Consider the following 16,753-nt stretch of genomic DNA (forward strand, 5'->3'; position numbering starts at 1 on the left):
TGTCCTTATTTGTCAGACCATTAGTGTTGCTGCCAGTAGTTGATGACGTCAGTTTGTGTGATCAGTCCGAGGAAGTTACCCTGTTCGATCACAGGTGCCACCTTGTTGTCGGCGAAAATACCGATAACGCGTTCCAGCGTGTCCTGTGGTGCCAGGGTGACCAGATCGGTGCTCATTACGCTGCGTACCGGCAGTTTGAAATTCTCTTTGTTGTCTCTGACTGCGTTTAAGATGTCCCATTCATCAATCAGTCCGGCCAGCGCCGCTTCGCCTTCGATGACCGGTAACTGCGACACATCATGGCGACGCATTTTTTGATAGGCATCGGCCAGACTGTCTTCCTGTCTGGCGAATACAGTCGCGCCTTTGTGATGTGGACGCGTAATCAGATCGGATAAATTGTCGCGTGGTGGTTCACGCAGCAGGCCCTGATCGACCAGCCAGTTATCATTGAATTGCTTGGATAAGTATTTGTTGCCGCTGTCGCAGATAAAGGTCAGCACCCGTTTCGGTGTGGTCTGGGCACGGCAATAGCGCAACGCCGCAGCCACCAGTGTGCCGCTGGAAGAACCCGCCAGGATGCCTTCTTTTTCCAGTAGTGCACGTGCGGTGAACAGGCTTTCCTGATCGCTGATGCGATAGGCTTTGTTGACCATATCAAAATTCGCAAGCGGCGGAATAAAATCCTCGCCTATGCCTTCCACACGCCAGCTGCCAGCCTGTCCAAAATGACCGGTCTCGACATAATCTGCCAGGATAGAACCCTGTGGATCCGCCAGTACAAACTCTAACTGTGGTGCGGTATCCGCAAAGTAGGCGCTGAGGCCGGACAAGGTACCGCTGGAGCCTACGCCCACAGCAATCGCGTCCAGTTGCTGATCCATTTGCTGCCAGATTTCTGGTCCTGTGCTGAGCGTATGCGCAAGTGGATTGGCAGGATTATTAAACTGATCGATGTAATACGCACCCGGGGTTTCACTCGCGATGCGCAGTGCCAGATCCTGATAATACAGAGGATGACCCTTGTTCACATCGGAGCGCGTCAAAATCACTTCGGCACCCATGGCCTTGAGTTGCTGGATTTTTTCTGTGCTCATTTTATCCGGCACTACCAGCTTGATGCGGTAACCCTTACGCACTGCTACCAGCGCCAGACCCAGGCCGGTATTGCCAGCGGTTGCTTCGATGATGGTGCCGCCGGCACGCAACTGACCGCTGCGTTCAGCCGCTTCTATCATCGTCAATGCTATCCTGTCTTTGATCGAGCCACCCGGATTCTGGCTTTCCAGTTTGACGTACAGCTCACAGAGGCCGGTATCGATATTTTGTAAGCGCACTACAGGTGTATTACCGATTAAAGCTAAAACGGGATCAGTTGACTTCATTGCATACCACTTCAAAAGTTAAGCGCCTTGCAGCGCCAGGAAAGCGGCAAATCTTAGCAGTGACAAGTTGACTCTGATAAGGAATTAATTCTCACATCTAAGTTCAGAAAACGTATAAAACCAGCCACGTACTTTAAATGCGGGCTTGCAGTAGCTTACTGGGAAGGTCAGGGATAACACCTGTGCTGCAGGCATGACAGTGAAGCTGCCGGATCTGCGCTAAGCCAGCAGGCATGGGCATTTCCGGCAGGGTGATTCATTTTCAGTGGCAGCGCAGACTATCGCTGTGCGGACTGTTGGCGGTGTAGTGCAGACAGCCCGATCAGGGCCGGATAGGCTTCGGTGATGACATAGACCGGGATCGCAGCGAGATAATCGCGGAAGCGCCCCTTGTCTTCAAAGCGTGCGCGGAAACCGGATTGCAGCAAATAGTCACCCAGCCGCGGCACAATACCACCACCGATATAAATGCCGGCACGCGCACCCAGCGTCACTGCCAGATTGGCAGCCATCGTGCCCAGCATCTCACAGAAGGTGGAGAGTACCTCGCTGCAAATGCCACATTCGCGTTGCAAGCCGCGTTGCAGAATGTCGGGGGCTTCCAGTGGTGCGACAGTCGCCTGCTGCAATTCAGCCAGCGCACGGTAAATCAGTACCAGACCAGGACCGGATAACAGGCGCTCGGCAGATACATGCGGAAATTCGCGCCAGGCAAACTCCAGTATCGCGACTTCTTTTGCATTGGCTGGCGTAAAGCTCGCATGGCCGCCTTCACTGTGCAGCGGCAGCCAGCGTTCGCCCGCAGGGATCAGGCCGGACACACCGAGTCCGGTACCTGCACCCAGCAGCCCGATTGCGCTGCCTGCCAAAGCCTGATGACCACCAACCTGAAAATACTGATGTGCTTGCAGATGCGGCAGAGACAGCGCGAGTGCGGTGAAATCATTCACCACATCGAGCCGCTCCAAGCCGAACTGATGACGGGTTGCGCTGATAGAAAATTCCCAGTGATGATTAGTCATGCGAACTTGGTCACCATGCACAGGATTGGCAATCGCGATCCCCGCATGACGCAGCTGATGCGCTCCCGCTGCCAGACTGGCAGCATCTTGCAAATAGCTGTGCAGCGCGGCTTCCAGACTGGTATAGGCGGCACAAGGCTGTACCTTGACTGCCTGCAGTTCGCCATGCGCAGTTTCTATCGCAAAGCGTGCATTGGTGCCACCGATATCAGCCAGCAACAAGGGATAGGACGGAGTACCGGTTTCGGTATGAGTTTGGGTATGAGCTTGGGTATGAGCTTGAGTATGAGCGATCATTGCTGACATCGGATACTCCGCTTATTTCAGACTTTGTTCCGAAACCGGATCGAAGAACACGGCCTTGGACAAATCAAAGGCCAGACGCATAGGCTGACCCGGCATGGCAGCCGCACGTGGATGGGTGCGGCAGGTCAGGCGGGTAGCATTAAAGCTGGAAAACACCAGCGTATCTGGACCGGTTGGCTCGGTCAGATCGACGATGCAGTCGACTTCGGTAGGATGATGCGCATCACTGCAATTTGCACTACTTGTTGCACTATTTGTTGCGCTATGTTCAGCCCGTCTGGCGCTGGCGGCATCGGTCACATGTTCGGGCCGGATGCCGAGTACGATTTCGCCATTGGCCGGGGACAAACGCTGGATTGCAGCTGCTTGCGCTGCCGGTATCGGTAACAGCGTGGAGCGACCCTGATGTTCAAGCACAAAATGCAGTTGCTGCTGTTCCTGCTGCACTTTGCCACGGATAAAATTCATCGAAGGTGAACCGATAAAGCCAGCCACAAACATATTCGCAGGGCGGTCATAAATATCCTGCGGACTACCAAACTGCTGCACTACGCCATCGCGCATCACCGCAATTTTGTCACCCAGGGTCATGGCTTCCACCTGATCATGCGTGACATACACGGTGGTGGTTTTCAAACGCTGATGCATGAGTTTGATTTCAGCCCGCATTTCCACGCGCAATTTAGCATCCAGATTGGATAAGGGCTCGTCAAACAGGAACAGCGAGGGATTGCGCGCAATCGCACGTCCCATCGCGACCCGCTGGCGCTGGCCGCCGGATAAATGCGCGGGTTTGCGATCCAACAAATGGGTGATCTGCAAAGTCTCAGCTACTCTGTCTACGATTTTCTTTTGTTCTGCGACGGCGACCCGGCGTATGCCTAAACCGAAAGAGATATTTTCACGCACTGTCATGGTCGGGTACAAGGCATAGGATTGAAACACCATCGCGATATCACGCGACTTGGGCGGCACATCATTGACGCAGCGATCACCGATATAAATGCCGCCTTCGGACACGGTTTCCAAACCGGCGATCATATTCAGTAAAGTGGATTTGCCGCAGCCCGAACCACCGACCAGGATCAGGAACTGACCCTCTTCGATATCGAGATTAATCCCTTTTAAAATCTCCGCACCGTTCGGGTACACCTTGCGTACATCGCGGATAGATAAGCTTGCCATAAATTGAGTCTCCTTCAGATCTTGCTTTGTTTATTCAGTTTGCATCACGGCAGCTTGCTCAGCCTTTGACTGCACCGGCAGTCAGGCCGCGTACAAAATATTTTCCAGCCAGCAGATATAAGCCCAGCGTAGGCAGTGCGGCAATGATGGCGGCCGCCATATTCACGTTGTATTCCGTCACGCCGGTCGAGGTATTGACCAGGTTATTCAGCGCTACCGTGACGGGTTGTGCATCGGTGCCGCCAAACACCACGCCGAACAGAAAGTCATTCCAGATCTGGGTGAATTGCCAGATAAAGCAGACCATGAAAATTGGCAGCGATAAAGGCAGGATCACACTGCGGTAAATCCGGAAAAAACCAGCGCCATCGATACGTGCCGCTTTCACCAGTTCATCCGGTACGCTCACGTAGTAATTGCGGAAAAACAGCGTAGTAAATGCGACGCCATACACGATATGCACCAGCACCAGACCCGCAGTGGTATTGGATAAACCGGCCAGTCCGAGCAGACGTGCCATCGGCAATATCACGACCTGAAACGGGATGAAGCAGCCCACCATCAGTGCGGTGAACACGATTTCCGAGCCACGGAATTTCCAGTGCGCGAGTACATAGCCATTGACGGAACCGATCAGGGTGGAGATCAGCACTGCAGGCACCGCCATCTTGACCGAGTTCCAGAAATACGGTGCCAGTCCCTCACAGCTGACGCCGGTGCAGGCGCCACTCCAGGCTTTTTGCCAGGCTTGCAGATTGAGCTGAGCCGGGAAGTCGAGCAGATTGCCAGCCCGGATTTCGTCCAGGGTTTTGACCGAAGTGGTCAGCATCACATACAGTGGCGCCAGGTAATACAAGGCACACAGGACCAGCAACAGATAAATTAACAGACGGCCGATACGGCCTTGGGAATCAGCGCGCACGGCCAGCCTCCTTGGTTTCCAGATAAATCAGCGGCACCAGTACCGCCAGTACCGTCATCAGCATCATCATGGCTGATGCCGCGCCCAGACCGAGTTGTCCGCGTGTGAAAGAAAACTGATACATGAAAATCGCCGGCACATCCGATGAAGTGCCGGGACCGCCCGCAGTCAGTGCCATCACCAGATCGAAACTCTTGATCGCAATATGGCTGAGTACCAGCAAGACACTGAAGAACACCGGACGCAGTGCCGGTATCACGATCTTGCGGTAGATGGTAGGCAGGCTGGCACCATCGACCATAGCCGCCTTGATGATGCTGTCATCCACACCGCGTAATCCAGCCAGAAACAAGGCCATCACAAAGCCTGATGATTGCCACACACCGGCGATTACCACGGTGTAAATCGCCATATCGGAATCTACCAGCCAGTCCATAGAAAACTGGGTGTAGCCCCAGTCGTGCAGCATTTTTTCCAGACCAAGTCCGGGATTCAAGATCCATTTCCAGGCTGCGCCGGTCACGATAAAAGACAGCGCCATCGGATACAGATAGATGGCGCGCAGTGCGCCTTCGAAGCGGATTTTCTGATCCAGGAAAACCGCCAGCAATAAGCCGGTGATCAGGCAGAACAGGATAAACAAGCCACCGAAAATACCCAGATTGGCGGCCGATACCCACCAGCGATCGAGATCGAACAGGGCGCTGTATTGCTCCAGACCGGCGAAGCTGTAATTCGGCATCAGCCTGGATTCTGTGAGTGACAGATAGGCCGTGAAAGCGATAAAGCCATACACAAACAGCAGCGACGCAAACACGGTAGGAGATAACACCAGTCTGGGTAACCAGCGGTCACCCAGATGTGCCAGCCGCCGCGTGAGCGGCAGACTGACTGGGGATGAAACAGGGGAAGACGGAAGGCGGACCGACATACTCAAATTCTCCGGGACTGTAGCGGCACATGTGTGCAACTGCGCAATGCATCTGCCTGCGACGGCAAACGCGGACGATGTGCCGCTACCTGAACTGATGGTTGCTGCTGCCTTGTATCTTGTACCTGGTGCAGCGCAGCAGCGGGACCTGCTTATTTGGCTTATTTGGCCTATTTAGCTTTTGCGGCCTTGACCAGCGCCAATGCTGCAGCCTGAGACGTCATGCTGGAGTTCATAAAGCGCGCCACCACGTCTTGAATCGCACCGGCTTTGGCTGAGTCTATCGCCATACCATGTGCGAAGCTCGGTACCAGACCGCCAGATTTGCTGGTCGCATCCATGTCATCCATGGATTTCAGTGCACAGCTGTCAAACTTGGCGCGTGATACACCGGCACGGGCCGGGATAGAACCTTTGTTCAGGTTGAATACTTCCTGAAATTCCGGACTCATCACCGCATTCGCCAGTGTCAGCTGGGCTTTTTGCTGATCCGCCCCTTTAACATTAAACATCGCCAGCGAATCAATATTGAACGTGAAGGCTTTTTCTGTGCCCGGTGCAGGCAGACACAGGTAATCTTTGCCTGGTTGTTTGCCTGCCGCGCTGAATTCACCTTTAGCCCAGTCACCCATGAACTGCATACCGGCCTTGCCATTGATGATCATGGCCGTCGCCAGATTCCAGTCGCGGCCAGCGGCATCTTTGTCGATATAGGTTTTGATCTTGGCCAGCGTATCGAAGGCTTTAATCATGCTTGGACTATTGAGGCTGGCAGGATCGAGTTGTACTAACGCTTTCTGATAAAACGCAGCACCACCTACGCCCAATACCACGGATTCAAACACGGTGGCGTCCTGCCATGGCTGGCCGCCATGCGCGATAGCGATCAGACCGGCTTTTTTAATTTTGTCGGCAGCGACAAAGAATTCATCGAAATTAGTCGGTGCGGTGGCACCGGCTTTTTTCAGCACCTCAGGATTCACCCACAACCAGTTGACGCGATGTACGTTGACCGGTACTGCCACATAATGGCCTTTGTACTTCATGACGTTCGACACCACTTTCGGCAGGCTGGCATCCCATTTGCCCTCTGTCGCAGCAACGTCGATATTGGCCAGTACACCTTCTTTGCCCCATTCCTGTATCGACGGGCCTTTGATCTGTGCAGCCGTTGGTGCACTGCCAGCGATCACGCGTGCCTTGAGCGCGGTCATCGCATTTTCACCACCGCCACCGGCTACAGCGAAGTCTTTCCAGCTCACGCCTTTGGCTTCCATCAGTTTTTTCAATTCAGCAGCGGATTTGGCTTCACTGCCGGACGTCCAGTAATGCAGCACTTCGACTTCTGCGGCCATACCGGATAACGGGATAGTCAGCAGACTGGCAGCAGCCAGGGTGGCTTGTACGATTTGTTTAAGTTTCATGGATAGTTCTCCAAGTGTGGGCATCCTCGCTGGATGCGCCTTTGTAGTGTAAGGGGCGCCGGATGAATGGCGCCAGAGTCAGAAGCTGAATTGTGGCTTTGTGGGTCTTTATCTCAGAACCATGTTTCCAGTTGGATACCAACCGAGGTGCCGCTGGTGTTATTGCCATACACCGGGCCGGAGTTATTGCTGGCGTTGACCGCTGCCGTCGCCGCATTATTCCATTTGCCATAAGTGACAAAGGCGCGCAGTTCAGGACGTGACCAGTAGCTTTCACCCATGGTGATGGTTGGTGCAATGGTGAGTTTGGTCAGGCGCAGTGCCTCGCCGCCATTGGCCTGAGTTACACGGCTGGTGCCGAGTTCGGCCTGCAGTTTCAGATTTTGGGTGAAGGCATACACCGGACGCGCACCCAAGGTAGTCCAGGTCGAGGAGCCGCCGGTATTCGATTTATCACGCTGCATCAATGCCACGAATTCCATGCTGAACTGACGGGTAGGCTGTATCACCAGATCATTGAAGATACGCAGGCGGGTGACATCCGAACCCAGCAGGGTGCTGCCTGAGCTGCCGATACGGTCGCAGCAAGGACCACCGACACCGGTGCCTGGACCTACGCCATACTGAATACCGACGGTATTGCTGCCGCCGAACACTTTGTCCTGTTTGTGGAATACCGATAATTGCCAGCCATTGTGGCGGTCTGTTCCTTGCGCACTGATCAGCGATAATGCCGCATCGAGTGTGCCATCCTGATTCACTGGCAAGCCTTCGTAAGTCAGGTTTTGACGCAGTGCTGCATCGCTGCTCAGCTGCTTGCCGGTTTTCGCATCAAACACATTGCTGTCATTGTCTTTGAAAATCGCATAACTGAATTTGCCCGGGCCCAGACCGATTTTATCGAAACCGCCACCGGTACCGTTCAGATTGATGTATTGCAGGTCCAGCATGTGGATGTCAGGACGGAAGTAGTAACGCTTACCAAGCCAGGCTACACCGCCATTCAGGAAATCCAGGCCTTTCGCTTCCATATAGGCTTTGGCGATTTCCGGTTTGGCATTGCCGAAGTCAGAGCCGTTTTTATACGCGCTCAGCCAGACCGTGCCGACGAAGCTCACACCATTGGCGGACTTCGCGAGTTCTTTGGTATAGCCGCCTTCAAAGTAGCTGTCGCATTCATTGCCGAGGCGGTATTTCATGGTATTGCCGCCGAGATCGAAGCAGCTTTGCGGGCCTTTTTCTGAACTGCTGCCGACACCGGCGCGCAGATAGCCGTGGAATTCACCTTCTGCTTCGCTGGCCTGTGCCATGCCTGCGCTCAGGGCGAGCGCGATCATCGCGGACATACCGCGCAGTTTGCTGGTTTTCATGTTGTCTCCGTCTTTTTTATCTATATATTTTGGGGGTGCTACAACAAAAACCATCATGCGGAACGTAGGGATGGAGAGGACTGCATGCTGGTTTTTGTTGTGGCAGGCAGACATTAACAGCGCGGTCAATGTGATACCAGTCAACTGTGGTGTAAGCCGGGATGATGACTTAAGTATTTGATTTATATGAAAAATATATTTTCTGGCGAATTGGGATGCTTACATAACTTTACAAAGCGAGCTGCATACGGCCATACGCAGTCGGCCTGAATGAGCGTCTTACGCAGGGAAAAGCATTGCTCCCGCCTGAGCAATGCTTTGCAAGACAGGCTCACACTTCTTTACAAAGACCTATGCTTTTTTACCTCGGTAAGCTGGCTGGTTTGCGCTATAGTCTGTGCCGAGACAAAGAAGGATCCGAACGGTGCAAACAGAACAAAAAAATTTCTTGCCCGCGGAGGAAGGTACACGCATGCAGCAGTTCAGGCCCAGCCGCTGGCGCCGTCTGTTCATGCCATGTCTGCTGGCAGTCAGCTGCACGGCAGCACAGGCGCAGTCCGTGCAGGTTCTGCATTGGTGGAAATCCCTCAGCGAGCAACAGGCAGTCAATCTCCTGACCACGAAGCTGGCGCAGGATAATCTGCAATGGCGCGATGGCCTGGTGCCCAGTGGCTCCGGCGTCGGTGCCAGTATCGTGCTTAAGAGCCGCATCCTGGCTGGCAATGCACCGGAGGCCGCACAGCTCAATGGCGTGCTGGTGTCCGAATGGGCGGAGCTGGGTTTGCTGCTCGATATCGACAGCGTGGCCCAGTCCGGTAAATGGGAAAAAAACCTGTTCCCCAAAGTCTGGAATCTGATTCAGGTAAAAAATCATGTGGTGGCGGCGCCGCTGGGTGTACACCGCATCAATACCCTGTTTTATAACAAAAAAATCTTCAGCAAACTGGAGCTGGAACCGCCAGCCAGCTGGGAAGAATTCGATCAGCTCATCCCAAAATTGCAGCAGGCTGGTATCACGCCGCTCGCACAAAGCAGCGAAATCTGGCAAGTCGCCACGCTGTTCGAAACCGTGTTGCTGTCGGTTTCCAATCCGGCTTTTTATCAGGATGTATTCGTGCGCAAACAGCCGTCAGCCTTCATGGATGCGCGCTTCGCGCAGGCGCTGAAACGTCTGCGTCTGTTGAAAAAAGCCATGCCAAATCCTGTGCCTGATAAATTGTGGATGGACCTGAGCCGCCAGCTGGCGGATGGACAAGCTGCCATGCTGATCATGGGTGACTGGGTCAAGGGCGAACTCAATGCATTGGGTCAGAGTACCGATGTCGGTTTTTCCTGTGTGGCCGTGCCGGGTACCGCTGCTTACCATATCTATGATGTGGATACCCTGGTCATGCTGGCCAAAGATAACAGCAAGCGCAGTGCTCAGGAAAAGCTGGCGCAATGGGTGGTCTCACCGGCCCTGCAACAGGAATACAATCAAGTGAAAGGTTCGATACCGGTGTTGAGGAATGCCGATACCGGCAAGATGGACAGCTGCGCCAGAAATGCCTGGAAAGTGTTTTCCAGCGGCACTGCGGCGCAGGTGCCCAGCTTTGCACACCGGATGGCGACCGATGAAATTTCCAGAGATGCGATGATGAATGAAATCCATCGCTTCTTTATGGATGATCAGATGACCGTGGGAGAAGCACAGAAACGCATGGCAACCATGGTGCGTGCACTCCCGAAAAATAAAGCAGGAAATGATGCGCAAGATATTAATCGTTGATGATGACCAGAAAACACGCAGCTTGCTGAAAACCTATCTGGAAAAAAATCAGTACGAAGTCAAACTGGCCCATAACGGCGAGTCGTTTCTGACTGAGTTTCAGCGTTACAGCGAAGAGTTATCGCTGGTGATACTGGATGTGATGCTGCCCGATACCGATGGCTTTGCACTGTGCAAAACAGTGCGCCAGAAATCGAATATTCCTATCATCATGCTGACCGCCAGCTCTGATGACACCGATCGCATCGTCGGGCTGGAGCTGGGTGCGGATGATTACATCGCCAAGCCCTACAACCCACGCGAGTTGCTGGCGCGTATCAAGGCGATACACCGCCGGGTCGGCTCGGAAACCGCCGGTGCACCGCGCTTTTACCGCTTTGCCGGCTTCACCATGGACACGGTGGAACGTTCGGTAGTGGATGCTGCCGGAGAGCTGATTGCGCTGACGGGTATGGACTTCCAGTTACTCAAATATTTCGTGGAGCATCCTGGCGATATTCTGGACCGCAATGTACTGAGTGAAGAAACGCGCGGCCGTGATGCCGGGCCATTGGACCGCTCGCTTGATGTGCAAATCAGCCGTCTGCGCCTGCGTTTGCATGATGATGGCAAACAGCCGCAATTAATCAAAACCGTACGCGGCGCAGGCTATGTGTTCTCAGCCGATGTCAGCTCAGGCAGCGCCGCATGAATAATCATGGCAGTCAGGACAGTTTCGCTGTGCGCTGTCAGCACAGGCTGGCGCGCTGGATGCCGCAATCGCTGTTGGGGCGGCTGAGTCTGGTGATGCTGGCTGGTGTGATGCTGGTACAGTTCGCCGGGAATGCAATCTGGGCCGCGCAGATGCGCAGCGAAGCGCGTACTGAAGTGCGTACTGCAGCCGAACATCTGGGACATAGCGCCGCCAGCAGTCTGCGTTATTTCCTGAGTTTGCCGGTCAATTACCGTGGTTTGGTGATACAGCAATTTCGCGAAATGGGCGGCACCCGTTTTTTTGCCAATCTGACTGAAGGGCCAGTGAGTATGGCGCCATTTGCCGATGAAGAATTATCGACACTGGCGCTGCAACAGGTACGCAAAGTGATACAGCAGGAATTGCCTGCGATCCGCCAGTTGCAGGTCAGCTTCGCCTGGCCACAGGATGTACGCTTTTCTCAGGATGGTAGCGGGATCAGCGATGTACCGGATAAGTGGGTAGAGCATATCCTGGTCACCCGGCCTAAACCCGCACCGATTATGGTGATACAGGCGGAACTGGAAACAGGGAACTGGCTGTATCTGGCAACCCTGATGCCGAATCCCTATTTTTTGAATGGCAGCGATCCGTTTTCGGGTGACCGCGTTTTGTTGCAAGTGCTGACCTTGTTGGCGGTATTTGTGTTGTCGCTGATGGTGGTACGCTGGATCACGCGTCCGCTGGCAGCCTTGTCCTCGGCGGCGGATGCGTTTGGTCAGGGTGACAGCGTACCTGCGCTGCCGGATACCGGCAGTAAGGAATTCCTGAAAACCGCTCGCGCTTTCGCGCTGATGCGTGAACGTATACAACGCTATATCGAAGACCGCGAACGTTTATTCGTCTCGATTTCGCATGATTTACGCACGCCGATTATGCGTTTGAAATTACGTGCTGAATTACTCGATGACGACGCGACGCGCAGTGAGTTTCATGATGATCTGGATGAACTCGATATGATGGTCAAAGGCGCATTGCAATGCGTGAAAGACAGTGATATCCATGAAAACCCGACCGCGATACGGCTCGATGCATTGATCGGCCGCATGGTCAGGGATGTCAAGCTGGGCGGCCATGCGATTACATTTGAAGCCAGCGGTGTAGAAGTGGTGGCTAAGCCGCTTGCACTCAAACGTGCGATCAGCAACCTGCTCAATAATGCGCTGCATTATGGCAGCCAGGTCGGTATCACGGTAAGTCAGACTGCTGCCTATGTGGAGATTGCGATCCGTGATCATGGCCCCGGTGTGCCGGAACAGGCACTGGCTACCCTGTTTGATCCCTATGTCAGATTAGAACATGGCCGACAAAGTAATCAATCCGGCATGGGGCTGGGGCTGGGCATTGCGCGCGATATCGTGCAATCGCATGGCGGTGAACTGCTGCTGCAAAATGCGCCGGGTGGTGGTTTGCTGGCCTGCATACGATTACCGGCGCAGGGCTTGCCGGATAGCGCGCAGGAATAAGCAGCCGTGGCGCGGGTGCCAGCCTGCTATGCTGAAATTTTTGGCATGCATGGTGGGCTATCAAAAAAAATGATAGCCCTATTCAAATTCTGTATTTTCGCTGTTTGCAGCACTGCCCTACACTGTAGTCACAGCAGATTTCAAAGGAAGTCGGGAAAGCGCTGCAGCGAATATTTCGAAAGCTTTCTTTGATATCTTACGAATCTGGACAATAGGAAACATTGCAAATAACTGCGTCGTTAGTTGTGACCGCAGTTGTGACATATATTGCATTGCAATGGCGATGGCTGCCTCATGGCTATCGAGTTTTGTCCCGGATTCGAATAAAATGGCTGCTATCTCAGCCAACGCAACTAACCTGTACCCGATACCTCGCTACAGGTGATGAACAAATTTGTGTCTTACCGGACGCTCTGCATGTTCTTTGCGATCAAAAATCACAAATTTTGGAGCCACTATGTCAACCGACACCACCATGGGGTCTGCTGGACTTTCGTCCGCCTCAGGCGCAAGCCCATCCACTACAGCAGCAACAATCCCGTCAGCAACTTCAGTTAATCCTGCCGCCACACCCGTTTTGCACGATGTGCAGCTCGATGATAAATACACATCAAACAGCGGAACGATATTCCTATCAGGCATACAGGCCTTAGTCCGTCTGCCGATGATACAACGCCAGCGCGATCTGGCTGCAGGGCTGAATACGGCCGGTTTTATTTCCGGTTATCGCGGTTCGCCGCTCGGTGGTCTCGATGAGACTTTGTGGAAAACCAAAAAATTATTAGAACAAAATCACGTACAGTTCGTACCCGGTGTGAATGAAGATCTGGCCGCAACTGCCGTCTGGGGCACCCAGACTGTCGATCTGATCGGTCCGGCCAAATACGATGGCGTGTTTTCTATGTGGTATGGCAAAGGCCCGGGCGTGGACCGCTGCGGCGATGTGTTCAAACACATGAACCATGCCGGTACCGCCAAACATGGCGGCGTCTTGCTGGTGGCCGGTGATGACCATGGCGCTTATTCGTCCACGCTGCCGCATCAGTCCGATCATATTTTTTCTGCCTGCATGATCCCTATGCTGTATCCCTGCAATGTGCAGGAATACCTGGATCTGGGCTTACACGCCTGGGCCATGTCGCGTTTTTCTGGTTGTGCGGTTGGCTTCAAGGCACTGGCCGATACGGTGGAATCCACCGCCTCGGTCGATGCTGATCCTTTCCGCCTGCAGATACAGATACCGCAGGATTTTGTGATGCCGGAAGGCGGCCTCAATACGCGTTTATCGCTTGATACGCTGGGCATACAGGCGCGTAAGCAGGAAGCGCTGATGCAGGATTACAAGATCTATGCGGCCCTGGCCTATGCGCGTGCCAACAAGCTCAATCACACCACCATCGACAGCCCGAATGCCAAGCTGGGCATCGTCGCCTCCGGTAAATCTTATCTGGATGTGCTGGAAGCGCTGGAAGAACTGGGTATCGATGAGCAATTCGCCGCCGACATTGGTATCCGCCTGTATAAAGTGGCGATGCCGTGGCCGCTGGAACCGGATGGCATACGCGAATTTGCGCAAGGTCTGGATGAAATTCTGGTGGTGGAAGAAAAACGCCAGATGGTGGAATACCAGCTCAAAGAACAGTTGTATAACTGGCGCGACGATGTGCGTCCGCGCGTGATCGGTAAGTTCGATGAAAAAGGCGAATGGGTACATCCGCGCGGTGAATGGCTGTTAACGTCGAAAGCAGATTTTTCTGTGGCGCAGATTGCGCGTGTGATTTCTTCACGGATTGCGCGCTTCCACACCAGCGACCTGATCAAGGCGCGTCTGGCCTTCCTGGAAGCGAAGGACGTGGTGCTGACCAAGCAAGTCAATACCCCGGCCCGTCCGGCTTACTATTGCTCGGGTTGTCCGCACAATACCTCGACCAAGGTACCGGAAGGCAGTCTGGCGCTGGCCGGTATCGGTTGCCACGTGATGGCGACCGCGATTTATCCTGAACACAATAAGCTCACCACTCACATGGGTGGCGAAGGCGCGCCGTGGATAGGTCAGGCGGCGTTTTCCAAATTACCGCATGTGTTCCAGAACCTGGGTGACGGCACTTATTTCCATTCCGGTTATCTGGCCATACGTGCGGCAGCTGCTGCCAAAGTGAATATCACTTACAAAATTTTGTATAACGATGCGGTCGCGATGACCGGTGGCCAGCCCGTCGACGGCACCATTACCGTGCCTATGATGGCGCAGCAAATGGCGGCTGAAGGCGTCAAGCGTATCGCCTTGGTGACAGAAGATTTGTCACGTTACACTGACCGTTCCCAATTGCCGGAGATGGTCACATTGCATGACCGTAAAGACATGGATGCGGTACAGCGCGAATTGCGTGAAATCGAAGGTTGCAGCGTGCTGATTTACGATCAGACCTGTGCCGCCGAAAAACGTCGTCGCCGCAAAAAAGGCGAATTCCCTGACCCGAATCAGCGTCTGTTCATTAACGACGCAGTATGCGAAGGCTGTGGCGATTGCGGCGTGCAATCCAACTGTACCTCGCTGATGCCGTTGGAAACAGAATTCGGCCGCAAACGTGTGATCGATCAGTCGTCCTGCAATAAGGATTATTCCTGCGTCAAAGGCTTTTGCCCCAGCTTTGTCACGGTAGAAGGCGGCAAGCTGCGCAAATCAAAAACCGGCACCGCAAAGAACGATGATTTTGGTGCTTTGCCTGAGCCACAACTGCCGGCCTGCAGCAGCGCTTATAACATCCTGCTCAATGGTATCGGTGGTACCGGTGTGATTACCGTCGGTGCCTTGCTGGGTATGGCGGCACATCTGGAAGGCAAGGGCGCATCGGTGCTGGATATGACCGGTATGTCGCAGAAAAACGGCTCGGTGACTTCGCATATCCGCATCATCGAACAGGCTGGCAAACTGCGTGCGCAACGTATCGCAACCGGTGAAGCCGATCTGATCCTGGGGTGTGACATCCTGACCGCTGGAGCGCATGATGCGATTTCCAAAATGCGTGCGGGCCGTACCCGTGCGGTGGTGAATACCCATGAACAGCCTACCGGCGCATTTGCCAAAAATGCAGACTGGCAGTTCCCGCTGGAGTCGGTCGAACATCTGATCGATGAATCGGTAGGTGGCAAGGTTGATTTCATCAATGCGACCCGTCTGGCCACCGCGCTGATGGGTGACTCGATTGCGACCAATCTGTTCATGCTGGGGTTCGCCTATCAAAAAGGCGCGATCCCGGTATCGGAAGCCGCGCTGATGCGTGCTATAGAACTCAATGGCGTAGCAATAGAGTCCAATAAAAAAGCCTTCCTCTGGGGCCGTCGTGCTGCGGTTGATCTGAAGCGGGTAGAGGCAGTTGCGTTCCCGGCACAGAAGGTGGTGCTGCAGATGCCAGAGAGCCTGGACAATCTGATCAAGCGTCGCGTGGACTTCCTGACCGCGTATCAACATGCAGGCTATGCCGCGCAATATAGCGAGCTGGTACAACGTGCGCGCAATGCCGAAAGTGCACTCGGCAAGGGCAATGCTTTCAGTACGGCAGTAGCACGTTATTACTTCAAACTCATGGCTTACAAAGACGAGTATGAAGTCGCGCGTCTGTACACCAATGGCGAATTCACCGATAAACTCAAGCAACAGTTTGAAGGCGATTTCAGTCTGCAATTCCATCTCGCACCGCCTTTACTGGCCAAGAAAAACGCGCAGGGTCATCTGGTCAAGGCGAAGTATGGCTCCTGGGTATGGCAGGCATTTAAACTGCTGGCAGGCCTGAAAGGTTTGCGCGGCACCGCACTCGATGTGTTTGGCTACACCGCTGAGCGACGTGCTGAGCGTGCCTTGATCAAGGATTACCAGGAAATGATCGCTGGCCTGATTGGTCGCTTATCGGCAGAGAATCTGGAGCAGGCGGTGGCGCTGGCCAGCCTGCCGGAGAAAATCCGCGGCTTTGGTCATGTGAAGGAAAAAGCCATGCAGACTTACTATGCCGAGCAGGCCCGCCTGCAAGTCAAGGCTGAAGTGGTGGAATTGCATCGCGTGGCCTGATCCGGCGTTAGTTCTGGTAGCAAAGACTGAGTACAGATGCGCCTTTCCGGCGTTTTTAGGCCGCTAAGGCGCATCAATGCTCAGACTTCTGAATTCACTTTTACACATTGCTGTTCATTGAGCAAATGCGAATGCAGATACGAGCACAGAAACCAGAGCCGATCCAAGAGCCAAC

11 protein-coding genes are annotated in these 16,753 nt (G+C 53.9%); 4 read left to right on the forward strand and 7 right to left on the reverse strand.

What is annotated here, in order from left to right; genetic code table 11:
• Window positions 1-20 precede the first annotated feature (20 nt).
• From EYB48_RS07930 to EYB48_RS07960, 7 genes are all read right to left on the reverse strand, one after another.
• The gene (locus tag EYB48_RS07930) at window positions 21-1,385 is read right to left on the reverse strand and encodes a pyridoxal-phosphate dependent enzyme (RefSeq protein ID WP_162019787.1); all 1,365 of its coding nucleotides are present in this window, start codon (window positions 1,383-1,385) and stop codon (window positions 21-23) included.
• Between the two features lie 278 nt (window positions 1,386-1,663).
• On the reverse strand, window positions 1,664-2,713 hold the full coding sequence (locus EYB48_RS07935) for a glucokinase (protein WP_235934964.1): 1,050 nt from the start codon (window positions 2,711-2,713) through the stop codon (window positions 1,664-1,666).
• 12 nt (window positions 2,714-2,725) lie between these two features.
• Window positions 2,726-3,898: an ABC transporter ATP-binding protein gene (locus EYB48_RS07940; protein WP_162019788.1), complete on the reverse strand. Its 1,173-nt coding sequence runs from the start codon at window positions 3,896-3,898 to the stop codon at window positions 2,726-2,728.
• 58 nt (window positions 3,899-3,956) lie between these two features.
• Window positions 3,957-4,820 carry a carbohydrate ABC transporter permease gene (locus tag EYB48_RS07945; RefSeq protein WP_162019789.1) on the reverse strand — a complete coding sequence of 288 codons (864 nt, stop codon included), beginning with the start codon at window positions 4,818-4,820 and terminating at the stop codon, window positions 3,957-3,959.
• A complete protein-coding gene (locus tag EYB48_RS07950) occupies window positions 4,810-5,751 on the reverse strand; it encodes a carbohydrate ABC transporter permease (protein ID WP_162019790.1) in 942 nt (313 codons plus the stop codon). Before EYB48_RS07950 ends, EYB48_RS07945 begins: the two co-directional genes overlap by 11 nt.
• A 170-nt stretch (window positions 5,752-5,921) precedes the next feature.
• Window positions 5,922-7,175 (reverse strand): ABC transporter substrate-binding protein, encoded by a 1,254-nt coding sequence (locus EYB48_RS07955; protein WP_162019791.1) that lies wholly within the window; start codon window positions 7,173-7,175, stop codon window positions 5,922-5,924.
• A 113-nt stretch (window positions 7,176-7,288) separates the two neighbouring features.
• On the reverse strand, window positions 7,289-8,545 hold the full coding sequence (locus EYB48_RS07960) for a maltoporin (RefSeq protein WP_162019792.1): 1,257 nt from the start codon (window positions 8,543-8,545) through the stop codon (window positions 7,289-7,291).
• Window positions 8,546-9,017: 472 nt separating this feature from the next.
• Here EYB48_RS07960 and EYB48_RS07965 point away from each other — a divergent pair, with 472 nt between their 5' ends.
• From EYB48_RS07965 to EYB48_RS07980, 4 genes are all read left to right on the forward strand, one after another.
• On the forward strand, window positions 9,018-10,313 hold the full coding sequence (locus EYB48_RS07965) for an ABC transporter substrate-binding protein (RefSeq protein WP_202927719.1): 1,296 nt from the start codon (window positions 9,018-9,020) through the stop codon (window positions 10,311-10,313).
• The gene (locus tag EYB48_RS07970; protein WP_202927720.1) at window positions 10,288-11,004 is read left to right on the forward strand and encodes a response regulator; all 717 of its coding nucleotides are present in this window, start codon (window positions 10,288-10,290) and stop codon (window positions 11,002-11,004) included. The genes EYB48_RS07965 and EYB48_RS07970 overlap by 26 nt, the downstream gene beginning before the upstream one ends.
• Window positions 11,001-12,512 carry a sensor histidine kinase gene (locus tag EYB48_RS07975; protein WP_235934966.1) on the forward strand — a complete coding sequence of 504 codons (1,512 nt, stop codon included), beginning with the start codon at window positions 11,001-11,003 and terminating at the stop codon, window positions 12,510-12,512. The genes EYB48_RS07970 and EYB48_RS07975 overlap by 4 nt, the downstream gene beginning before the upstream one ends.
• 457 nt (window positions 12,513-12,969) lie before the next feature.
• Entirely contained in the window at window positions 12,970-16,578 is a 3,609-nt protein-coding gene (locus EYB48_RS07980; RefSeq protein WP_162019793.1) for an indolepyruvate ferredoxin oxidoreductase family protein, read from the forward strand.
• Window positions 16,579-16,753: the final 175 nt, after the last annotated feature.

The sequence above is a fragment of the Cognatundibacterium crateris genome (assembly GCF_010078235.1).
Classification (GTDB): Bacteria; Pseudomonadota; Gammaproteobacteria; order Burkholderiales; family Burkholderiaceae_D; genus Undibacterium; species Undibacterium crateris.